The organism is Pseudarthrobacter sp. lyk4-40-TYG-27, assembly GCF_030209295.1.
Taxonomy (GTDB): domain Bacteria; phylum Actinomycetota; class Actinomycetes; order Actinomycetales; family Micrococcaceae; genus Arthrobacter.
The window spans coordinates 358,856-381,095 of sequence record NZ_JARVSH010000006.1 but is presented as its reverse complement, the minus strand read 5'-3'; the positions used below and the strand labels follow the sequence as shown (position 1 = coordinate 381,095).

Sequence of the window (22,240 nt, the reverse complement as noted above, 5' to 3'; positions counted from 1 at the left end):
GGGAACCTGCGCGTGACCCGGACCTTCATCCGCCGCCGCGGTGGGCTGCAAAGCACCGCGCGAATCAAGCGAGTGCCCTTTTGCGGCTTGTCGACTGGGTGGCGGGGGCCGGAGGTGAACTCCTGGCCTTGGCCGTCCCGGTGGACTGTGTGTGCTGCGGTGCGGAGGACAGTGCCCTCTGCCCAGCCTGCACCAGCCGTATCCGGCACCTGGCCAGGGAGCCGTTCCGGGCTGAGGGCGGCGCCCCCGCGCTGATGGATGTATCCGGGACCATCCTGCTCCCCGTCGTGGCGGCCGCTGTTTACCGGGACCAGCTGGCGCAGGGCCTGCTCTCGTTCAAACGGCACGGCCAGCACCAGCTTGGTGCAAGCCTGGCCCGGGCTTTGGCCGGGGCCGTCCGGGCGGCAACAGCGGACGCTGACGGGTTCGTGCTGGTGCCCGTCCCCACCAGCACGGCGGCCTACGTCAACCGGGGCTTCAGCCCGGTCCACCTGCTCCTCAAGAAGGCGGCCGGGCACCTGCCGGGCGTTGCCGTCGTCGATGCCCTGCGAAAGGTCCGGCCATCGGGGGCCCAAGCGCTCAGGTGGACAGGACTGTCCGGCGGCCAGAAGGGGCTGGGCAGGGGCGCCCGCTCCCAGCGGGTCAGGGGGTCCATGCGGGTCGTCGTCCGGTCCCGTCCAGCGATTGCGGGGAGGCCGTGCATCATCGTCGACGACGTCCTGACGACGGGTGCCACGATCGGGGAAGCAGCCCGTGCCTTGCACCAGGCAGGGGCCAAGGTGAGGGGCGCCGTCGTGCTTGCCGCGACACGCCCGCCCGATGCTGCGGACCCCGCGCCCGGCGCCCGCATGGAACCGCCGAAGCGACCATGACTTAGAAAAAAATAAACCGGGAAAGGATGAATAACAGGTGGCTATGAACTAACGTCGAAGGTGGGTACCAAGAACAGAATGTACCTTTCGATGGCGGCTCGGAGAGGGGCTCGACTGTCAGACAGCTGGGCCCAGGGAAGTGCCGCCGTCGTGTCACCGAAGTCATTTGGAGGGCACCATGGAGTTTATGATCAGCGGACGAAATCTGACCGTTTCAGACCGGTTCCGCGAATATGCCGGGGAAAAGATCGCAAAAATCGAATCGCTGGGTGACAAGGTCCAGCGTGTCGACGCGAAAGTCTCCAAGGAGACCAATGCCCGGCAAACCGGCGACCAGCTGACCGTAGAGGTGACAGTGCTGGGCCGCGGACCCGTGATCCGTGCCGAAGCGAGCGCCGCAGACAAATTTGCTGCCTTTGACCTCGCCTACAACAAACTTCTTGAGCGGCTCCGCCGGGCCAAGGACCGCAAGAAGGTCCACCACGGGCGCCACACCCCCAAGGCCGTTCGCGAGGCCACCGCATCGCTTGAACCCGCCAGCGCGCACGAGCCGCTGTACCTTGAGGCAAACCACCGGGATGAAACCGTACAGGCCGCCGACAACAAGTCTCCCTATGATGTTGACAACGACATCCCGGCGGGAAGCTCACCGGTGCTGATCCGGCGCAAGGTCTTCCCCGCGGCGTCGCTCTCCCTCGATGACGCCGTGGACAACATGGAACTGGTGGGACACGACTTCTACCTCTTCGTGGACAAAGCCACCAACACGCCCTCCGTCGTGTACCGCCGTCGTGGCTGGACCTACGGGGTCATCACCCTGGACCACGAGTGCGAGCCCGGCGACACCGTCGTGGAGGAAAAGATCCTCGCGTACCGCTCCGACGACGCACCCGCCAACGCGTAAGGTGGAATACACCACCACGTGAGAGGACTGAATGTCAGCATCGCTGAGCCTTGACCAGGCACGGCGCATCGCATTGGCAGCACAGGGACTCCACAAAGGACGGCCCGCCGGCCCCGTGACAGCACGGGCGGTGGGCCGTACCTTTGCCCGTCTCCAGCTCGTCCAAATCGATTCCGTCAACGTCTTGGTCCGCAGTCACTACTTGCCCTTCTTTTCGCGCCTTGGCAATTACGACCGCGAAATCCTGCACCGCATGTCCGCGCAGCGGCCACGCCGCATGGTGGAGTACTGGGCGCACGAGGCCAGTTATATCCGGCCCGAGCACTACGGTGACCTCCTGCAATGGCAGAAGCGGTCATGGGTGGGTGCCTCACGCATGGACCCGGAGCTCCGCAGCGACCTGGCCGGCAGGATCCTTTCCGTCCTCGCCACGTCCCGGCCCATGACGGCCTCGGAACTTACAGCCAGGATCGGCCACGTCGAGGAACGGCAGACCGAGAACTGGGGGTGGAACTGGAACGCTGTGAAACGGGTCCTGGAACACCTTTTCGAAGAAGGGGCAGTGTCAGCTGCCGCCAGGACCGGGCAGTTCGAGCGCAAGTACACCCTGACGGCCAAGGTCCTGCCATTTTCTTCGAACGAAGCCACGGCGTCCGATCCGGCCGCCGCGCTCCAGCGGCTGACAGAGGCGGCGGCCATGGCGCACGGGATCGGAAGCGTCCGTTGCTTCGCCGACTACTTCCGGACACCTGTGAAGGCGACCGCGCTGGCCGTCGAGAACCTGGTGTCGGAAGGCAGGCTGGAACGCGTCAACGTGAACGGCTGGAACCGCGAAGTCTTCCGGCACGTGGAAGCCGCCATGCCAAGGCGCGCCAACGGCCGGGCCCTGCTGAGCCCGTTCGACTCCCTGGTCTTCGAGCGGCGGCGCCTGTTGGAACTGTTCGGCTTCCACTACCGGATTGAGATCTACACCCCGGAGCCCAAACGGCGTTTCGGGTACTATGTGCTGCCTTTCCTGCTGCGGGACAGAATTGTGGCCCGGGTGGACGTGAAAGCGGACCGCGCCGGGGGCAGGCTGCTGGTGAGGTCCGCTTTTGCCGAGCCGGACGCCCCCGGGGACACCGCCGCCGAACTGGCTGCAGAGCTGAAGCTCATGGGCCAATGGCTTGGCCTGCCCGACGTGGAAGCCGGCCCGGCGGGAGATCTCGCCGCATGCCTGACACAGGAGCTTGGGCGGCTGCAGGACTATCCGCTCTCAGGGAAAAGGGAGTAACGGCCGGGTGTCTCTCCCGTAGACTGAACACGCCAGAATTCGGCGGCATGAGACTGGGAGCATCTTCACGTGGCATCACTTATCGAAAAAATCCTCCGCACGGGTGACAAAAAGACACTCCGGCAGTTGCGGAACTATGCCGACTCCATCAATGCCCTCGAAGACTCGTTCAAGACGTTCACCGACGCGGAACTGCGGGAGGAGACCGACCGCCTCCGCGAGCGGCACCAGGATGGCGAGAAGCTCGACGACCTGCTTCCGGAAGCCTTCGCCGCCGTACGCGAAGCCTCCTCGCGGACACTCGGAATGCGCCACTTCGACGTCCAGCTCATGGGCGGCGCCGCCCTGCACCTGGGCAACATCGCGGAAATGAAGACCGGTGAAGGCAAGACCCTGGTGGCGACCGCTCCCGCCTACCTGAACGCGCTCTCCGGCAAGGGTGTCCACGTGGTCACCGTGAATGACTACCTCGCCGAATACCAGTCCGAACTTATGGGCCGCGTCTACCGCTTCCTCGGCCTCACCAGTGGCGTCATCCTGGCCAACCAGGATCCCGCCGTGCGCCGCCAGCAGTACGCCGCGGACATCACCTACGGCACCAACAACGAATTCGGCTTCGACTACCTGCGCGACAACATGGCGTGGGACAGGAGCGAACTGGTCCAGCGCGGCCACCACTTCGCCATCGTCGACGAAGTGGACTCCATCCTTATCGACGAAGCCAGAACGCCACTGATCATCTCCGGCCCGGCGCAGGGTGACACCAACCGCTGGTACAGCGAATTCGCCAAGGTAGTGCTCCGGCTGCAGCCCGAGAAGGACTACGAGGTCGACGAAAAGAAGCGCACCGTGGGCGTCCTGGAGAGCGGCATCGAAAAAGTCGAGGACTACCTCGGCATCTCGAACCTGTACGAGTCCGCCAACACCCCGCTGATCGGGTTCCTGAACAACGCCATCAAGGCCAAGGAACTCTTCAAGCGGGACAAGGACTACGTCATCCTGGACGGCGAAGTGCTGATCGTCGACGAGCACACCGGACGCATCCTGGCCGGGCGGCGCTACAACGAAGGCATGCACCAGGCAATCGAGGCCAAGGAAGGCGTCGAGATCAAGGCGGAAAACCAGACCCTGGCTACCGTCACGCTCCAGAACTACTTCCGCATGTACGGCAAGCTGTCCGGCATGACCGGCACCGCCGAAACGGAAGCTGCCGAATTCATGAGCACTTACAAGCTCGGTGTCGTGGCGATTCCCACCAACCGGGACATGCAGCGGATCGACCAGCCTGACCTTGTGTTCAAGAATGAGGTCGTCAAGTTCGACGCCGTCGTGAAGGACATCGCCGAGCGGCACGAAAAAGGCCAGCCCGTCCTGGTGGGCACCACCAGCGTGGAGAAGAGCGAGTACCTCTCCAAGCTGCTCGCAAAGGAAGGGATTCGCCACGAGGTCCTGAACGCCAAGAACCACGCCCGTGAAGCGGCCATCGTTGCCCAGGCCGGCCGCAAGGGCGCCGTCACCGTCGCCACCAACATGGCCGGCCGCGGTACTGACATCATGCTGGGCGGCAATGCAGAATTCACCGCAGTGGCCGAGCTCGCCAAGCGCGGCCTGGACCCGGAGGAGAACTCAGAAGAGTACGAAGCCGCGTGGCCGGCAGCCCTTGAGGCAGCCAAGCAGTCCGTAAAGGACGAACACGAGGAAGTGCTGGATCTGGGAGGCCTGTACGTCCTGGGCACCGAACGGCACGAGTCCCGGCGCATCGACAACCAGCTTCGCGGCCGGTCCGGCCGCCAGGGTGACCCCGGAGAATCCCGCTTCTACCTCTCCCTGACGGACGACCTCATGCGGCTTTTCAACTCTGGGGCCGCCGAACGACTGATGAACAGCTCGGTTCCGGACGACGTTGCGCTGGAATCCAAGCTGGTGTCGCGGGCCATCGCCTCGGCCCAGGGCCAGGTGGAAGGCCGCAACGCCGAACAGCGCAAGAACGTCCTCAAGTACGACGACGTCCTGAACCGCCAGCGCGAAGCCATTTACAGCGACCGCCGCCGCATCCTTGAGGGCGATGACCTGCACGAGAAGGTGCAGTTCTTCGTCGAGGACACCATTGTGGCCCTGATTGATGCCGCCACGGCGGAGGGCAACGGTGACGACTGGGACTTCCACCAGCTGTGGACCAACCTCAAGACGCTCTACCCCGTCAGTGTCACGGCGGAAGACATCATCGAAGAAGCCGGCGGCAAGGCACGGGTTACCGTGGAGCTGCTGAAGGAGGAGATCCTCTCTGACGCCCGCCTGGTCTACCAGGCGCGGGAGGAAGCGATTGGCTCCGAAAGCATGCGCGAACTCGAGCGCCGCGTGGTCCTGTCGGTCATCGGACGCAAGTGGCAGGAACACCTCTACGAGATGGACTACCTCAAGGAGGGCATCGGCCTGCGGGCCATGGCCCAGCGCGATCCACTCGTGGAATACCAGCGTGAAGGCTTCGCCATGTTCCAGGCCATGATGGAAGCCATCCGGGAGGAAAGCGTCGGCTTCCTCTTCAACCTCGAGGTGGAAGTCACTCCCGCCCAGGACGTCGTGGTCCAGGATGCTTCCGGCGGCCACACCGAGCACGTGGATCCGCAACTGCGGGCGGCCGGTCTCGAAGCGCCCGAGAAGCCTGCCCAGCTCCAGTACACGGCACCCAGCGAAGGCGGCGGAACCGAGACCCGCGTGGAAACCCGCTCAGGCGGACGTTCCGGCAATCCGGCCAAGGCAGCCGCCCAGGACGCAGCAAAGCGCCCCGCAAAGAAAAAGAAGCGTTAGCCCGCAGGGGTTACCAAGGGCGCTGGCATCCGCCGACAGGGCAGGGAACCTCTTGTTCCCTGCCCTGTCGGCGTCTCCGGGCGCTCTCTCACCCGATGACAAGTTCGACCACCCGCCACACCTGTTTGCTCCGTTCGATGCGCACAGCAACGGCGCGGGCGCGCACGTCATCCACAACGACGGCGCTGGCCTCGTAGATCCCATCGGACACCTCACAGACGCGTACCGAGCGGACCACTGAATTCCGGTGAAGCCGGGCCAGTGCCGGATTGCCAGTCCGGGTCAGTTCACGCCTGATCAATGCTGCCCGGTGTTGAAGGGCCGACAGGCACCGTGGATCCAGCCGGCGTGCAAGCTGGTGGACGGGCCGGATTCCGGCCAGGACCTCCATGGAGGCCTGGATGGTCCCGCGGGTGATGGCCCGCACTTCCGCGGCCTCGTCGACTGGTCGCAGCGGTGCCGGAAGTGCTCCCCGGAAACGCCCTGCGGACGAGGTCCCGCTGGCGGCAATCCCCGGCCCACCGGTCTTGTTCCCGGAAAGCGCCGTCAAGTCCTGCTTGGCGCGAATTGGTGTCACAGCAATCATTGGATTCCCCTTCATTTAGTTGGCTGGTTCCACTGCCAGGTAGCAAAAAGTGCAGTTACGACGGCTGTGGCGCCCGGAGGATCTGGCCTGGCAGCAGGACATCCGGGTTCCCGCCGATTTGCCCGCGGTTCACCGAGTACCAGCGCGGCCATTCGAGGGCTATGTCCACATCCGAGGCACCGGGGCCAAGCTGGTTGGCTACGATGGCCCACAGTGTGTCCCCGGACAGTACGGTCACGGTTGCAGCCCCGGTCCCGGGAGCAGCTCCACTTGCTGCCCGGCTCCCTGGCGCGGCGAGCAGGCCGGGTTCCACTACCTGAGGAGCGGGACGCCATCCGGGTGCCGGCATGGCGGCGGGCGGTGGGGGCCCGGGTTGTCCTTCCGTTGCGGGGATGCTCCCTGGCGGTTCCACTGCGGACTGTTCCTTCACGGTTCCTCCTCCCGTGTCTGGAATGCTGCTCGTGGGTGGTGGGCTGAAGGGGGCCGACGACGAGTGGCTGGGTGTGGGGCCCCATGCGGGCCCCGGATCGGTTGCGGCGGCTTGCGCGGCCGCTCCTGCGAGGAGCTGGATCGAAAGGGCGGCAACCAAGGCCCGTTGCATGAATGCAGGAGAGAACCTGCGCACGGCTGCCGCGGACCGACGCCGGCCAAGGCGCTCGAGTAGGACTCCTGAACCGGCGCATACGATCGCAAACGTCCACCACAGCAAAATGCCGGCACCGGCCGCTGATGCGGCGGCCGCCAACAGGACTTCCACGGATGGTTCCTGATTGCGCGCTGCGGAAGCCTGCCATTGGGCGACAAGTCCGGAGCCCAGGAACCAAAGTGCGACGCCGAGCACGAGCAAGGCAAATGCCGACACGATGTCCGACCACCGCGTTTCTTCCCTGCAATCCATTATCGTTCCTTTTGATGCCATTTGATGTTGTTTGATTTAGTTTGGACCGATGTAAGATCTTTTGTCCAGACGTTGGAGAGAAAATCCTGGCTGCGTTGACCGGGGCGGAAGGGCAACTTACGCTGGCGGAATGCGCTGGGATGCACTTTTCAATGACATCGAAAGCCAACTTGCAGAAATTGACCGGTTGTCGTTGGACGCCGAAATCAATGAGCGGGCCCGCGCCGAGTTGGTAAGCCTGCCGGTTGAGGACAGGCTGCGGGCATCGGTGGGCTACCGGATTGGCGTCCATCTTCTCTGCGGGGAAACCGTACACGGTGAGCTCACACATGCCGGGGCCGATGCGCTGGTCCTGGACGATGAGCAGAGCCAAGTGCTTGTTCCCTACGCGGCCGTGGCGCGTTATGTCGGACTGGGGCGGCACGCGCAAGCAGAAAATTCCGCGGTTCGCCGATCGATTGGGCTCGCGCATTCCTTGCGTGGCCTTGCACGCGACAGGGCGGAGCTGGCGGTGACCGTTGGCGGTGCTGCAGGTCTCGTCCGCCTGGCAGGAGTGATCGACCGCGTGGGCAGTGACTACATCGACCTGGCCGTGGTCACGCCCGGCGAGGTCCGCAGGAGCCAGGGCGTGAGCCAGGTCTCTGCCATACCCTTCGCCGGGCTTGCCATGATCAGGTCACGCAAGACGGGCGGTCTGTAGCGGCGGCGCAGTCGGTCCTGCTGCTTTTGCGGCTGGAAGGTGCGCTAGCCGGTCACATCGACTTGGCGCGGGACTCCTGGATCATGCGGCTGGCCTCGGCATAGCGTTCCTGGATGTACTGCTCCAGCATCTTTTCTTCGACCCGCCACTGGCCCCTGCCACCCACCTGGATGGCCTTCAGCTCGCCGCTGCGCACCAAGGCATACGCGGCTGGAGAATTAATCTGAAGCTGCTCAGCGACGTCTGCGAGCGTGAGAAACCTTGGCATGGACTCATTTTGCCATCAAGTGGCACAGTTTGTGCCCGTTATCCACATATTGGCAGGTTTTAGCCAAATGACTTTTGTTCCATCGGCCTTCCGGTAACAATGAGGAGTCCGGCCCCCGTGGGGAGGGTCCGGGATGCCAAGGGGGAGGACGGTATGGTTCCTGATTCAAGCGTCGGTGCTGCACGGCTCAAGCGTCCCTCGTGGAGAGACCCCCGGCTGTTGGTTGGCGTACTCCTGGTCCTGGTATCCATAGCGGGTGTCGTCTTTCTCGTAGGCAGCGCAGACCGGACAACCGAGGTCTACGCCGCCAGGGACGGCATTGCGGTGGGCGAACGACTCACTCCCGAGAACGTGGTGCGCGCCAAGGTCAGGCTGGGAGATACCGAGCAGCATTACATCACCGTGGCGGACGGGTTGCCGCAGGACGTGGTTGCCATGCAGCGCATTGGGAAAGACCAGCTCGTTCCGCGGTCAAGCCTCGGCGAAGTGGACCGGCTGGACCGGAAGCCTGTGGCTCTCACCATTGATCAGACGTTGCCGGCACAAGCCGTTGCCGGCGCCCGCGTCGATGTTTGGGTGGCGCAGCCGGATGCCAAGAACGGTTTCAGTGAGCCGAAGCTCCTCCTGCCCGGTGCGGAGATCACCGAAGTGGCCACGGGGTCCACGGCCCTTGGATCGTCGAAGACGACGGTTCTGATGGTACTGGTGGAGGACAAGCAGATGCCGGCGTTGCTGGGCGCGCAGGCAAATGAAGCAAAGATCTCGGTCGTCTGGAACCCCGGGGGCGCCCGATGAGCATTCCGGTGGTCACTGTGGGCCAAAGCCGGGAGGATGTGGTGGGCGGCCTGGAACGGCTGCACGGCCCCGTCACAGTGGTTCGGCGATGCGCTGAACTTCCGGAATTGCTGGCAGCCTGCCAGAGCGGCCTCGCCAGGGCTGCCGTCGTGGCCGAAGGTTCAGAAGGGCTGACTGCGTCCCTGGTTGACCGCCTTGGCGCTGTGGGGGTGGCAGTCATTGCCCTGACGGACAACGCCGATGAGGCGGACAGGCTCCGCAAGATCGGGGTGGCCTCGGCACTGACCGGGGTTCATTCCGCGGAGCTTTCGGACAGGATAGCGGACGCTGTTGCCCGCCTGACCGGTCTGGGTCGTCCTCCGGCGTTGAGCGCGGAAGCTGATACTGGAGCGGCGCTCGCCATTACTCCGGTTGAACCCAGGCCCGGCCCGGAGAATGCCGGGACGGGGAAGATCATCGCCGTATGGGGTCCGGCGGGGTCGCCCGGAAGGACCACGGTTGCAGCCAACATCGCCGGAGAAATGGCGGCTGACGGCCGGGAGGTCCTCCTTGTCGATGCCGACACCTACGGCGCAAGCGTAGCGGCAGTCCTGGGATTGCTGGATGAGTCGGCCGGGCTTGCCCAGGCGTGCAGGCTCGCCGACCAGGGGGCGCTGGACGCTGATGCGCTTCGGAAAGTGGCCTCAACCGTTGCCACCGCGTCAGGGACGTTCAAGGTCCTGACGGGGATAACCCGCGCTGACCGGTGGACCGAACTCAGGGCCACAGCTCTGGCCTTGGTCCTCGAGCGGGCCAGGCACATGGCGGACGTGGTGGTGGTCGATACCGGCTTCTGTCTTGAGGCTGATGAAGAACTCAGCTTCGACACCATGGCGCCGCGGCGGAATGCGGCGACGCTTTGCCCCCTTGAGGTGGCTGACACGGTCTATGCGGTCGGGGCAGCGGATCCGGTAGGGGTGCCCAGGCTGGTGCGGGCGCTCGCCGAACTGGAAACAGCGGTCCCACAGGCCGCACCTATCGTGGTCATGAACAAAGTGCGGGCCTCCTCCGTTGGCAGAAGTCCCGAGCGCCAGCTGAGGGATGCCTGGGAACGATACGGTCCGGCTTCCGGGCTCACCGCGTTTCTGCCGTGCGACCCCGCTGCAGCCGACGCAGCGCTCTTGGCTGGATCCCTGTTGCACGAAGCTGCGCCGGAGTCGACGCTCCGCAGGGCGATCAGGGAACTGGTTTGTGCACCCGTCCAGCAAAAGTCCAAATCCTCTGTATTTTCTTCCACACCGCGGCGCAAGGCAAAGGACTAGGCTCGCCATAAGAGCTGCAAAGGTGCGGCGAATTTCTCTAGTGGAGGCGTTGTCGATGTCGTCTGGATCCGGTGTGGAGGATCAGCCCCTCTCCATTGAAGGCCTTGAAGGTTTCATGGGGGACTACTACCAGCACTTGGCGGAGGAGGACGCCCGGAGCTACCCTCGCGAGGTACTGGAGTCCCGGGCGCGGGAGCACCACACGACGGCGTCGGTCCGGCTGCCCGGGCAGGCAAAGATCTCAATCGCCGACGAGGAGGACAGCACCGTCATCTTCGTCGTTACTGACGACATGCCCTTCCTCGTCGATTCCGTGAACGCGGAACTGGTCCGGCAGCACGCAGCCATCAAACTGGTGGTCCACCCGCTGTTTGTCGCCACCAGGAATCGGGAAACCGGCGAGTTGGTAGAGGTTAACAGGGTCCCGGCCCACCTGGGCATTTCAAGTGGGGACACGGCCGCCATGCCGAACCTGTCGCACCTCATCGCCCAAGGTGAAAACGCCTCCCACATGGAGTCGTGGATCGCCGTCGAAATCCAGCGTATTCCGGACGACGCGAAGTCGTCCCTGCTTGCCGGACTGACCAGGGTACTCAAGGACGTCCGGGCCGCTGTCGAGGACTGGCCGAAGATGCGCCAAAAGGCGCTGGAAATCGCCAGAAGCCTGGACCAGGTGGCCAACCCCGCACAGATCGCCGAATTGCGCCAGGCCAAGGACCTGCTCCGCTGGCTGGACGACGGTAACTTCACGTTCCTCGGCTACCGCGAATACGACCTCTTGAACGTCGACGGGGAAGATGTCCTCGAGCTGCGCGAAGACAGCGGGCTTGGACTGTTGCGGGCGGCCGCCGATTCCCCCCACATCCAGCACCTCACCGATACCGGCCGGAAGAAGGCACGGGAAAAACGCGCCCTGGTCATTACGAAAGCCAATTCCCGCTCGACCGTGCACCGCTCGGCTTACCTCGACTACATCGGAATCAAGAGTTTCGATGCCGCAGGCAACGTCAACGGCGAGCGCCGCTTCATCGGACTTTTCGCCACGAGCGCTTACGCCGGCTCCGTCCGGGATATTCCGATCGTCCGCGAAAAGGTCGACGCTGTGCTGCAAACCGCGGGCTTCCCGCCGGACTCGCATTCCGGGAAGGATTTGCTGGGGATCCTCGAGACTTATCCGCGCGATGAGCTGTTCCAGATCGAAATTCCCGACCTCGCCGCAACGGCTTTGGGTATCCAGAAGCTTCAGGAACGTCGCCGCACCCGGTTGTTCCTCAGGCCCGACATCTACGGCCGCTTCATGTCCGCCGTCGTCTACCTGCCCCGTGACCGGTACACCACCAATGTCAGGCTGCGCATTGAGCAGGAACTGCGGGAAACGTTCCAGGCGGTCTCGATCGACTACGAAGCACGCATGACGGAGTCGGCCCTTGCCCGCCTGTTCTTCCGCATCCGCTTGCCCAAGAACGCCGATGTCAGCCACGTCAACAGCGAGGAGCTGGAAACGCGGCTGGTCCGGGCCGCGAGGTCCTGGAGTGAGGGCATCACCGAGGTCCTGCGCGAAGGGCGGGACCCGGCCGAGGCCAAGGAGCTCGCCGCCATCTGGGCCGAGGCGTTTCCCGCCAGCTACCGGGTGGACTACGAGGTAGAGGACGCGCTTGAGGATATTGCGCGCTTCGAGAAGTACGGAGCCGCCGCCGAACGGAGTGCGGACGCGCGGCAGGACCGTCCCGGCGTCCACGTCTACCTGCCCGAGGGGGCAGGCGCGACCTTGGAAGAGGACGCCCGGGTCAAGCTCTACATGCTGGAGCCCAAGAGCCTGAGCCAGATCCTTCCCTACTTCCACAACTTGGGTCTGGAAGTCCTGGACGAACGCCCGTTCGAGATCGAAACCGCCGACCACAGGGACTTCTTCCTTTACGACCTTGGGTTGAAATACCCTGCCGGCGTGGATCCGGTCAGCACGGGGGAACTCCTGGCCGAATCCTTTGGCGCCGCCATCACAGGAGCGGCGGAGTCTGACAGCTTCGACCGCCTGGTGCTGCGGGAGGGCCTGCACTGGCGGCAGATCACGGTGCTGCGGGCTTACGCACGCTACATGCGCCAGATGGGCAGCAGCAGTTCCTTCGGGTTCATGGCGGACACGCTCCTGGCCAACGCCGACGTGACCAAGGCCCTGATCGCGCTTTTCGCTGCCCGCTTTGACCCGGCCATGGACGACGACGGCCGCGCCGCCGCCCAGGCGTCCGTACGCCAGGACCTGGCAGCTGCCATTGAGAAGGTTGCCACACTGGACGCAGACCGCGTGCTGCGCACATTCGGCAACCTCATTGAGGCCACCCTGCGCACCAACTTCTTCCAGGACAAGCCGCATCTGAGCTTCAAGCTGGACCCGGCGCAGATCGAGGGGCTGCCGTTCCCGCGGCCGATGTTCGAAATCTGGGTCTATTCGCCCCGGGTGGAGGGCGTGCACCTGCGGTTCGGCAAGGTCGCCCGCGGTGGCCTTCGCTGGTCTGACCGGCGGGAGGACTTCCGTACCGAAGTCCTGGGCCTGGTGAAAGCGCAGACGGTCAAGAACGCCGTCATCGTTCCCACCGGAGCCAAGGGCGGCTTCTTCGCCAAGCAGCTTCCGGATCCGGCCGCCGACCGCGCGGCCTGGATGGCGGAAGGCGTCGAAAGCTACAAGACCTTCATCCGCGGCCTGCTGGACCTCACCGACAACCTGCTCACGGAAGGTAGCGGCGAGCGGCTTGTGCCGCCGTCGAACGTTGTCAGGCATGACGACGACGACTCCTACCTTGTCGTGGCGGCGGACAAGGGGACGGCTACTTTCTCGGACATCGCCAACGGGCTGTCGGCAGAATACGGATTCTGGCTGGGGGACGCGTTCGCTTCCGGCGGCTCCGTAGGCTACGACCACAAGGCCATGGGGATCACGGCCCGGGGCGCCTGGGAGTCGGTCAAGCGGCACTTCAGTGAGCTCGACCTCGACACCCAGACCGAGCCGTTCACGGTGGTGGGTGTGGGGGACATGTCCGGTGACGTGTTCGGAAACGGGATGCTGCTGTCCCGCCACATCAGGTTGCTTGCGGCATTCGACCACCGGCACATCTTCCTCGATCCCGCGCCGGACGAGGCATCCTCCTTCGCTGAGCGGCAGAGGCTGTTCGAGCTGCCCAGGTCCTCCTGGGACGACTACGACAAGTCGCTGATCAGTGAAGGCGGCGGCGTCTTCGCCCGGCAGGCCAAGTCCATTCCCGTATCCCCGCAAGTGCGCGCTGCACTCGGGCTGTCGGCCGAAACCACCGAACTCAGCCCGCCGGAGCTGCTGAGGGCCATCCTGCTGGCCCCGGCCGACCTGCTGTACAACGGCGGTATCGGCACTTACGTCAAGGCCAGTTCAGAATCCAACGCAACGGTGGGGGACAAGGCCAACGACGCCATCCGCGTCAACGGCCGGGATCTGCGCGTGAAAGTGGTGGGCGAAGGCGGAAACCTCGGCATGACCCAGCGCGGCCGCATCGAGGCGGCGTTGCAGGGGGTCATCCTCAACACTGATGCTATCGACAACTCTGCCGGCGTGGACTGCTCCGACCACGAAGTCAACATCAAGATCTTTGTTGACCGCATGGTCGCCGCAGGCAAGCTGCCGGCGGCCGAACGCGCGGACTTCCTGGCCTCCATGACCGACGAGGTGGGCCGGCTGGTCCTGGAAGACAACATCGACCAGAACATCCTGCTCCTGAACGACCGCAGCCGGGTGGCCGAGTGGAGCCCGAGCTACGAGCGGCTCATGGACTGGCTGGAGAAGAGCGCGGACCTGAAACGCGACCTGGAAGCATTGCCGACGACCGAAACCCTGCGTGACCGGCTGCAGCAGGGGCAGGGCCTGACTTCCCCTGAACTGTCGGTGCTGGCCGCCTATGCAAAGATCGAGCTGGCCTCGGCGCTTCGGGACAGCGACCTTGCCGACGATCCCTGGTTCCGGGCCACGCTGCGCTCCTATTTCCCGCACCAGCTGCGCGAACGCTTCGATGCGGAGCTGGACACGCATCCGCTGCGACGCGAAATCATCGCCACCGTGGTGGCCAACGACATGATCAACCTTGGCGGGATCACCTTCGCCTTCCGGGTCATGGAAGAAACGTCGGCCAGCGAAGTGGCCGTCGCCAAGGCGTTCGTGGCACTGCGGGAGGTGTACGAACTGGATGCGATGGTGGCCGAGTTGAACAGCCTGCCGGCTTCGTTCCCGACGGAGCACTGGAGCACCGTACACCTGGACATCCGCCGGCTCCTGGACCGTGCGGTCCGGTGGCTGCTGGGCCAGGAAAGCGTCTCCCGCCCGATCGCAGAGGTAGTGGCGGAGTTCAAGCCGCTCATGGATCCGATGCGGGCCCGCCTGCTGGACTACCTGCGCGGGGATGACCGCGAACGGGTGGCCGAATGGCTGGCGAAGGGTCGCGAATGGGAACTCCCGGAAAGCCTGGCGTTGCGTTGGGCCGAGCTGTTCGAGAGCTTCGTGCTGCTGGATATTGCCAAGATCGCCCGATCCCGCAAGGACCCGGTAGAGGACATTGCGGCCACGTATTACACCGTGTTCAACCGGTTCCACGCGGATTCCTTGCTGGAACGGATCAGCAGCCTGCCCCGCCAGGACAGGTGGCAGGCGCTGGCGCGGGCCGCCTTGCGCGACGATCTGTACTCGACCGTGTCGGACATGACGACGGCGGTGCTGGACGCAACGTCCACGGCCGACTCACCGGAGGCGCGGCTCAAGGACTGGGAGGCGCAGAATGCCGAACAGCTGGGCAGGGCAAAGAGCATGTTCGACGAAGTGAACGCCCTGGAGGCCGACGACATGGCCTCACTGTCGGTAGCATTGAGGCTCTTGAGGTCAATCGTCCGACGCTAGCCTTGCGGCGTCGCAACTGGAGGTGCAGTGGCAATCTTTACGGACCCCATCAGGGAACACGCTGATTTCGGGCCGGGCGATGCCGAATGGCTGCACCTCCTGGTGGGGGACTGGCAGATGGTCGCGGACCTGGCGTTCGCCGACCTGGCACTGTGGTTCCCCCACCCGGAGCTTGGCTATGTCGCCCTGGCCCACGTGCGCCCTTCCACCACGCATACCGCGTTCCACAGCGACTTCGTGGGGGAAGGGATCCGCTCCGACCTGCAGCCGCTGGTGGACAAAGCCTGGAACAGCCGCTCCATTGAGCGGTCCAGCGAGACCAACTGGAACAGTGAGATGGCGCTTCGGGTGGAGGCGGTCCCGATGGTCCGGAACGGGCGGACGCTTGCGGTGGTCACCACGCATATGGACTTGTCCAGTTCGCGGATGCCGTCGCGGCTGGAGCTGACCTACCGGCAGTGCGCGTATGACCTGTTGCGAATGGGCACCCTGGGATTATGGCCGGACTTTGCCTCGCCTACCGGGTCGCGCCGGGGTGCACCCCGCGTGGGGGACGGCCTGATCCGGCTTGATGCCGATGGCGTGGTGCAGTATGCCAGCCCGAACGGTGTCTCCGCGTTCCGCCGCCTTGGCGACGGTGAATCCCTTGAAGGGCGTTCCCTTGCCGAGGTCACGGCCGGCCTCCTCAAGGACCGGCGGATGGTTGACGAGACCCTGCCGCTGGTGGTTACCGGGCGGATGCCGTGGCGCAGCGAGATCGAATCCCGCGGTGTCAGCCTGTCCCTGCGTGCCATCCCCCTGCGCGATGAACAGCAGCGCTTCGGTGCGTTGGTGCTCTGCCGGGACGTCTCGGAGCTGCGGCGGCGGGAAATGGAGTTGGTGACCAAAGATGCCACCATCCGAGAGATCCACCACAGGGTCAAGAACAATCTCCAGACGGTGGCTGCGCTGCTGCGGATGCAATCCAGGCGGATGGTGAGTGATGAGGCCAAACAGGGACTGGAACAAGCGATGCGCCGTGTGGCCACCATCGCCCTTGTGCATGAGACCCTGTCGCAGGGCTTGACCCAGAGCGTTGATTTTGACGAGCTGATTGGCCGCCAGTTCAGGCTGTCCGCCGAGGTTGCGTCCCCGTCACAGCAGGTACGGACCGAACGCTCCGGCACGTTCGGTGAGCTGCCCAGCGACCTGGCCACACCGCTTGCCCTGGTGATCAACGAACTGGTGACCAATGCCGTGGAGCACGGTCTTGAGGGGAGGGCCGGGACAGTGTGGCTCCTGGCCGACAGGTCCGAGGGGGAGGATGGCGAGGAACTGACGGTAACCATCGCAGACGACGGCGTGGGGCTCCCGGAGACCCCGCATGTCGAGGGGCTTGGATTGCAGATCGTGCGGACCTTGGTCACCAGTGAACTGGGCGGCACCATCACGTGGGAACGCCGGGAGGGCGGTGGAACCGAGGTCAAGATCAGGCTAAGCCTGCACGGGAAGTAGGCCACGGACCGTACGCGCCGATATGGCGCCCGGTGGTGGGTAGAACCAAACGACAGAGGCCCCGGACCGATCCTTGGGATCGATCCGGGGCCTCTGGTTGTAAGGTCCGTTTTAACGGTGCCGGCTGCCCGCCTTCTAGGACGCCCGGCGGGCGCGGGCGGCACGCCGCTTCAGGGCGCGGCGCTCATCTTCGCTCATGCCGCCCCAGACACCGGCATCCTGGCCGGATTCCAGAGCCCACTGGAGGCACGTGTCCACTACGGGGCACCGGCGGCAGACGCTCTTGGCTTCCTCGATCTGCAGGAGGGCCGGGCCTGTGTTTCCGACGGGGAAGAACAGTTCCGGGTCCTTGTCGAGGCACGCTGCGCGGTTACGCCAATCCATGCTGATCAGTTGCTCCATTTCTGGGAAGTGCCCTTTGTGAAATTATTCACTAGTGGCTACAAAGGAAAGGGGCCCTCTGGGCCCCCTTGGTCATCTGCATCAAGCCTGTCATGTTAACGCTGTGTAAACAAGGGGTAATAACGCCTGATATCAGTGGAAACCTGAGCGATGCATCACAGTGGCGGCTCCTGCCCTCACCAGTGTCCGACTATGTCCGGTAGGGTGCCAGTGTGTCAAGACCCCCGGTAAACCCAGCAGGTGTCCCAGCGATTCCGGACGAGCCCGGCAACGGACCCGGCCGCCCGGCCGACCAGCGTTCCACTCCCGCACCCGTTGCTGCCACCGTGGTGGCGTTGATTGCCGGTGCAGAAGCCCTTGCCCTGCTGGTTGCTGCAGGCTGGTACGGGTACGAGCTGTTCACCGGCAGCCCCGTGCTCTCTTTCTGGGGAGCTGTCTTCACTCTGGGCCTCCTGCTGGCCTTTTCGGCCTGGCTCTTTGCGGTATCCGTCTTCCTCTATCGCGGGTACCGGTGGACCCGGGCAGCGGCGCTGGTGGCCCAACTGTTCGTCCTGACGATTGGTGTCCCAACCTTGACCAGCGGACTGGTCCTTGCGGGTGCGGCAATGGTGGTACCAGCGGCGGCCGCCATAGTTCTGCTGTTCTCCAACAGGGTGATCGGCCACGCGTCCCGAACGGGCAGTCCGCCCCCTGCTCTCTGACGCCCCTGCAACAGGCGCCGCTGGTTCGTTCCCTGTAAACGTCAGGACTGGGTAACGAACTCCCGGATCTGGGGCAACGGCAGAGAACACCCGGCAGATCAGGGTGCGGCCCCTGCCCATCCCACCTGCAGGGCACACGACCGTCCCTCAGAAATCAGGATGCCACGGCCGGGCGGCGGATTCGCCTCCACCTCAAACCGGACCCCGAACAGGTCACCCTCGGCCATCGTCCGCGGGCACATCAGAAGACCGAGGCCGGCCGCCCGGGCGTTCATGATCAAAGGAACGCGTTGTGGCAGCAACGGGCTGTATCTTGCGGTGACCACCATCGAATAGCCCAAACCGCACAGGTGGCCCAGGTCCTTCACTGCCGCGGGGTCCAGAAGGTCTACATCGTCGACGAGCAGCAGCGTGTCGGGCGAAATCTCTCCGGCAGTGGCCTGCTCCAGCACGCCCCGCCAAAGGTTTCCGGCTTTCATGTGCGGCACGGGGCTTGACAAAAATCCTTTGCTGGAATTTAGCGTTTTTATAGCGTGCAGCACGTTGCTCTTGCCACTTTCGGGAACGCCGAGGACTGCCATCACGGCGCCGGCTGGAATCCGGACGGGAATCGCATCGAGCTCGTCGCCTGCCACGCCCAGCAGGACGGCCCGGGCTTGCCCGGTTCCTGCAGAGGCGTCTGCAGTGCCAGTTTGCCCGTTCTCGGCACCAGTCCGGAACGCTGTGCTGCGCCCGGCACGTGCCGTGACCTCGCCGGCGGTGATCATAGCCGGGAGGGGTTCGACCCTGAACGGCGGCGATGCCGCAGGCAGGCCGTCCCTGCAGGTAGATGGACGCCCGTGGCCAGCGAGGGATTCTCGGTAAAACTGGCAGACCGTCGGGCCGCCGGCGGCTGCAGGCCCAAATGCGACAGCCCTTCCCGCCACCGGGGGAACGGAGGGCATCCGGGGCCATGCGGCACGGCTCTCTTCGGTGGAGCCGGACGGAAAATAGAAGCGGTTGGGGATGGATGCGTAGAACCTCGCTGCGACCAGTTCGCGTTCACCGGAAAGCAACAGAGTTATTCCAGCCTTGCTCCCGTCGCGGGCGAGGTCCTGGACCAGGTCTTCGGCCCAGGCCAATGGGCCGGACCGGAACGCTGAAACCCAGGAGCCCCAGCCAGACACAATGAGAACCAGGGGTACCTCCCCAACGGCGGGCCGGCTAAGTCGCCTCCCTAGTTCGCGGGTAAGACGTTCCAGGATCCGGACTCCCCGGCGCAACTCGTGGATACCGGCGTGGGCCCCGGTCCGGCCGGCGTGCGCCAAGGGCAAAAGGCTCCCAGTACTGTCCAGGAAATAGAAGTGGGCTTCGGACGGGCTGGCCATCAATCTTCCGGCCGTCAGTCCAAGGGCTTCCGGCGCGCCGGAGGTGGAACTGCCAAGGAAGGCGGCATGCCCATCGGTGGCGGGGCTCCAGGCCAGAGTCACCACCTTTTGCTTCTGGGGCAGATCCATCAGTCCCAGGCGCACACAGCCTTCGTCGTCGCCAGGTCCAGCGGGCATCGACCGTGCTGCCTGGTATCCGTCGGATGAAAAATCCTGCCCCGGTTCTTCCAGGTCTGCCGGCAAGGGAGGAGCCACCGGTCTCCGGGGGACCTGTTTGCCATACGCCGTGCACAGGGATTCCACGAGTGCCACCAGGGGAGCCGCCGCCGTGGCAGGGGTTGGCGCAGGGGACGGCGGGGACGGGGCCGCCGCTTCCCGGGGAGCCAGGTACGTGGTTGTCGGCTGGATGACGACCGGACCGTGCAGCTGATCCTCGGAAATGGGCGGCAGGGACGCGGCCTGGAACGCTTCAGCAGGTTCCGCACCGCGGGCGAGGAACGCACGGCCCGGAGTATCCACTCCGATGGCCGCCGCGGCCTTCGAATTGATGATGTCCACTGACTCCATGTCCGACTGCACGCGGAGGGCAATGCTGGAGGTGACGTTTGCCCGGATGTCGGCCGTCAATGCACCCTGTGGCCGTTGCGTGGCCATCACAAGATGGATACCCAGCGACCGCCCTATGGAAGCGATCCGCAGCAGCTCACGCAGCACTTCCGGAGCATCGTCAACAAGCATCCTGAACTCGTCGATGATGACAACGAGGTGGGGGAGGTTGAAATCCTTGGCAGCGTGCGAGGACCTGTACGCTGCGAGGTCCGGTACGGCGGCTGCCGAGAGGTGCTCCTCACGGAGCCTGACTTCTGCCCGCAGCGATATCAGGGTGCGTTCCATTTCGGCGCCGGTCAGGTCGGTTTGAAGTCCGACACAGTGGACCAAGCCGTGGAGTGGACCCAATCCGGAGCCACCTTTGAAATCGACGAAGAAGAAGTTGACGCGCTCAGGCGGGTAGCTCAGGGCGAGCGCCAGGGTAAGGGTCCGGAGCAATTCCGATTTTCCTGAGCCCGTGGTGCCTGCTACGAGCACATGGGGACCGTCTGCCTGCAGGTCCAGGGTCCTCGGGCCGGCCGCACCCAGGCCCAGTGGCACCGCGAGCCCCGGGCTTTCCGCTGCGGCTTCCCAGCGTCTCGCGGTCTCAGCCGCAGTCATGGGCAGGATCTCGCTGAGGGCGACGGTGGCCGGAACGGAGCGCACGTGCCCGTCCTCCCGTTTGGGCGCCTTCGCCAGGCGTCGGCAGAGCGTGGTGAACACTGCCTCAGGTAGAAGGTCCGGGACAAAGACCGGCTTGTCGTGGTCAAGGAGCATGATCGACCTGCCCTCGGACAAAAACACGTCAGCTAAAGGGGATTCGGTGTGCTCCGGAAGAAAATGAAGAACCTGCCAACCTCGTTCCACAGCGGCTTCACGGACTTTGACGTCGCCCTCGTCCGCCGGGTCCGTACTGCGGATCAACAGGACACTTCGCTCTGAACCTGATGGGCCACCTCCTTCGATGACCCGGAGGGCGGCATCAGTTGTTCCGGTAAGGATTGCCCTGGGAAGATACCGGGCGGCCAACGGCAGATTCTCCGGCCGGCCGTGGACGACCACCCCCGTCGTGTCAGCCAAGGGGTAGCCCGCAAGTTGCATGATGAGGGACCTGATGGCGCCGTCTATGGCCGCCGAAGAGCCCGCAATAATGGTGAGCGGCCGGCGCGGGTCAAGGACGATGGGGACCCGCCCAACCGGGTGGATGGACTGGACGGCGCGTGCCGGCTCAATTCGGACATTGGCGGACTGCTCCATTTCGCCCAACCTCAGCCACACGCCGTCGGACGCCAAATGGGGCACCGGCGTCTGGGTGCTCCGGTGCGCTGCCAGGGCAACGAGGGCAAGGGACGGGGCGCACCGGCGCCGGCGTTCCCCGTCTTCCCGCACTGCCGCTTGAACAGCAGCCGCCAATTCCTGCCTCTGCCGCCGGCCGCTGATGACGGGCACGAGAACAGAAAACGCGGACGCCGCCGAGAAGGCAAGGAACATCCACATCCCGGTAACCACCGCAAGCCCCACGCCAATCGCCAGCGGGAGAACTGCGGCCAGCAGCAGCAGTGCGCGGTTGCTGGCCTCAGCCCCGCCGGAGACCACGATGGGTTCGGCCACGGATTTTCCGGCATCGGCCAGGACCCTCTCCGACTGGTCAGAAAACACCAGCGACATGGTGGACTGCCCGCACCTGATACCGGAATCCGTGGAGATGGCAGTATTCCGGATCCTCTCACCGTCGACGTAGGTGCCATTTGCACTGTCCAAGTCGATCAGGATGATATCCGTGTCCGTGACGACAAGGCGTGCGTGCTCGCGCGACAACTCCGGATCCGGTATGACAACGCGCGCACCGCTGCGACCTATGGTGTAGCTGCCTCGCCGGATCGGAATGACTGTTCCCGCAGCAGCGCCGCTGTGAATGGCGAGTGCCAGCGGGGCCGCGGTATCAGCGGCCCGGAGACGACGCGGCCGTTGCCCTGACTGCGAGGTGCCGCCGTCGACAAGAATCGCCGCGCTTACCAGCGGCGGAATACCGGCAACCAACGAACGGAGGTCCTGTCCGTCCACAGTGACCGGGCCGGTGCCGAATTTCGTCGACAACTGTTCGTTGATGTCCGCTCCTGGCGTGCCGGGCGGAGCCTCGATGGACAGTTCGAGAGGAGCCCGGAGATGTGGGGAGCCCGGACCACCAACCAAGGTGCAATGCAGGGTCATGGGTGCTAATCCTTCGTGCGTATTGCGTCACGCTATCCATGAAGGGAAAGCCTGGGGAGACGTTTCGGGCTCTATGTGGAAAACCCAGCCGGGGAGTCCTGCTTGCACGGCGGGAGCTCGGCTAGGATCGCTACACGGGTCCCCTTGAGAAGCGGGCCATGAG

Annotated in this window: 15 protein-coding genes; 10 read left to right on the top strand and 5 right to left on the bottom strand. The window is 64.7% G+C overall.

All coding sequences use genetic code 11. The features are described from left to right. Nucleotides 1-80 precede the first annotated feature (80 nt). From QRM96_RS13515 to secA, 4 genes are all read left to right on the top strand, one after another. A complete protein-coding gene (locus QRM96_RS13515) occupies nt 81-872 on the top strand; it encodes a ComF family protein (RefSeq protein ID WP_285319973.1) in 792 nt (263 codons plus the stop codon). 178 nt (nt 873-1,050) lie between these two features. Next, complete coding sequence (hpf, locus tag QRM96_RS13510; protein ID WP_026264258.1) at nt 1,051-1,776, top strand: ribosome hibernation-promoting factor, HPF/YfiA family; 726 nt, start codon at nt 1,051-1,053, stop codon at nt 1,774-1,776. Nucleotides 1,777-1,807: 31 nt separating this feature from the next. Then, the gene (locus QRM96_RS13505; protein ID WP_285319972.1) at nt 1,808-3,049 is read left to right on the top strand and encodes a winged helix-turn-helix domain-containing protein; all 1,242 of its coding nucleotides are present in this window, start codon (nt 1,808-1,810) and stop codon (nt 3,047-3,049) included. Nucleotides 3,050-3,118: 69 nt separating this feature from the next. Then, the gene (secA, locus tag QRM96_RS13500; protein ID WP_018760224.1) at nt 3,119-5,857 is read left to right on the top strand and encodes a preprotein translocase subunit SecA; all 2,739 of its coding nucleotides are present in this window, start codon (nt 3,119-3,121) and stop codon (nt 5,855-5,857) included. An 88-nt stretch (nt 5,858-5,945) separates the two neighbouring features. On the opposite strand, the gene QRM96_RS13495 is transcribed toward secA, so the two are convergent. Together QRM96_RS13495 and QRM96_RS13490 are read right to left on the bottom strand one after the other, a co-directional pair. Beyond that, a complete protein-coding gene (locus QRM96_RS13495) occupies nt 5,946-6,443 on the bottom strand; it encodes an Rv3235 family protein (protein ID WP_285319971.1) in 498 nt (165 codons plus the stop codon). 55 nt (nt 6,444-6,498) lie between these two features. After that, nucleotides 6,499-6,681, bottom strand: coding sequence for a LysM peptidoglycan-binding domain-containing protein (locus QRM96_RS13490; protein ID WP_109863787.1), 183 nt, complete (start codon nt 6,679-6,681; stop codon nt 6,499-6,501). Between the two features lie 790 nt (nt 6,682-7,471). Between QRM96_RS13490 and QRM96_RS13485 the strand changes: the two genes are divergently transcribed. Then, entirely contained in the window at nt 7,472-8,041 is a 570-nt protein-coding gene (locus tag QRM96_RS13485; protein WP_109863788.1) for a hypothetical protein, read from the top strand. A 52-nt stretch (nt 8,042-8,093) separates the two neighbouring features. Here the strand turns inward: QRM96_RS13485 and QRM96_RS13480 are convergent, their stop codons facing one another. Continuing rightward, nucleotides 8,094-8,309, bottom strand: coding sequence for a helix-turn-helix domain-containing protein (locus QRM96_RS13480; protein ID WP_018760220.1), 216 nt, complete (start codon nt 8,307-8,309; stop codon nt 8,094-8,096). A 153-nt stretch (nt 8,310-8,462) separates the two neighbouring features. Here QRM96_RS13480 and QRM96_RS13475 point away from each other — a divergent pair, with 153 nt between their 5' ends. Genes QRM96_RS13475 through QRM96_RS13460 form a run of 4 tightly spaced genes read left to right on the top strand, consistent with a single transcriptional unit; the run spans nt 8,463 to nt 16,808 of the window. Further along, nucleotides 8,463-9,104 (top strand): hypothetical protein, encoded by a 642-nt coding sequence (locus QRM96_RS13475; RefSeq protein ID WP_109045138.1) that lies wholly within the window; start codon nt 8,463-8,465, stop codon nt 9,102-9,104. Then, nucleotides 9,101-10,405: a CpaE/TadZ family protein gene (locus QRM96_RS13470; protein WP_285319970.1), complete on the top strand. Its 1,305-nt coding sequence runs from the start codon at nt 9,101-9,103 to the stop codon at nt 10,403-10,405. Before QRM96_RS13475 ends, QRM96_RS13470 begins: the two co-directional genes overlap by 4 nt. A gap of 55 nt (nt 10,406-10,460) precedes the next feature. Next, nucleotides 10,461-15,314 carry an NAD-glutamate dehydrogenase gene (locus QRM96_RS13465; RefSeq protein WP_285319969.1) on the top strand — a complete coding sequence of 1,618 codons (4,854 nt, stop codon included), beginning with the start codon at nt 10,461-10,463 and terminating at the stop codon, nt 15,312-15,314. A gap of 27 nt (nt 15,315-15,341) precedes the next feature. Beyond that, nucleotides 15,342-16,808, top strand: coding sequence for a sensor histidine kinase (locus QRM96_RS13460; protein ID WP_018760216.1), 1,467 nt, complete (start codon nt 15,342-15,344; stop codon nt 16,806-16,808). Nucleotides 16,809-16,943: 135 nt separating this feature from the next. On the opposite strand, the gene QRM96_RS13455 is transcribed toward QRM96_RS13460, so the two are convergent. Beyond that, nucleotides 16,944-17,192, bottom strand: a complete 249-nt coding sequence (locus QRM96_RS13455; protein ID WP_003804966.1) for a WhiB family transcriptional regulator — start codon at nt 17,190-17,192, stop codon at nt 16,944-16,946. Between the two features lie 230 nt (nt 17,193-17,422). Here QRM96_RS13455 and QRM96_RS13450 point away from each other — a divergent pair, with 230 nt between their 5' ends. Continuing rightward, nucleotides 17,423-17,911 (top strand): hypothetical protein, encoded by a 489-nt coding sequence (locus tag QRM96_RS13450; protein WP_109045121.1) that lies wholly within the window; start codon nt 17,423-17,425, stop codon nt 17,909-17,911. 98 nt (nt 17,912-18,009) lie between these two features. Here QRM96_RS13450 and QRM96_RS13445 read toward each other — a convergent pair whose 3' ends face one another. Further along, nucleotides 18,010-22,077 (bottom strand): type VII secretion EssC family protein, encoded by a 4,068-nt coding sequence (locus QRM96_RS13445; protein WP_285319968.1) that lies wholly within the window; start codon nt 22,075-22,077, stop codon nt 18,010-18,012. Nucleotides 22,078-22,240: the final 163 nt, after the last annotated feature.

Coding starts and splice junctions, on each gene's coding strand:
- QRM96_RS13455 (WP_003804966.1), bottom strand. CDS start 17,192: ATGGATTGGCGTAACCGCGCAGCGTGCCTCGACAAGGACCCGGAACTG.
- QRM96_RS13495 (WP_285319971.1), bottom strand. CDS start 6,443: ATGATTGCTGTGACACCAATTCGCGCCAAGCAGGACTTGACGGCGCTT.
- QRM96_RS13470 (WP_285319970.1), top strand. CDS start 9,101: ATGAGCATTCCGGTGGTCACTGTGGGCCAAAGCCGGGAGGATGTGGTG.
- QRM96_RS13505 (WP_285319972.1), top strand. CDS start 1,808: ATGTCAGCATCGCTGAGCCTTGACCAGGCACGGCGCATCGCATTGGCA.
- QRM96_RS13480 (WP_018760220.1), bottom strand. CDS start 8,309: ATGCCAAGGTTTCTCACGCTCGCAGACGTCGCTGAGCAGCTTCAGATT.
- QRM96_RS13465 (WP_285319969.1), top strand. CDS start 10,461: ATGTCGTCTGGATCCGGTGTGGAGGATCAGCCCCTCTCCATTGAAGGC.
- QRM96_RS13475 (WP_109045138.1), top strand. CDS start 8,463: ATGGTTCCTGATTCAAGCGTCGGTGCTGCACGGCTCAAGCGTCCCTCG.
- QRM96_RS13445 (WP_285319968.1), bottom strand. CDS start 22,077: ATGACCCTGCATTGCACCTTGGTTGGTGGTCCGGGCTCCCCACATCTC.
- hpf (WP_026264258.1), top strand. CDS start 1,051: ATGGAGTTTATGATCAGCGGACGAAATCTGACCGTTTCAGACCGGTTC.
- QRM96_RS13485 (WP_109863788.1), top strand. CDS start 7,472: ATGCGCTGGGATGCACTTTTCAATGACATCGAAAGCCAACTTGCAGAA.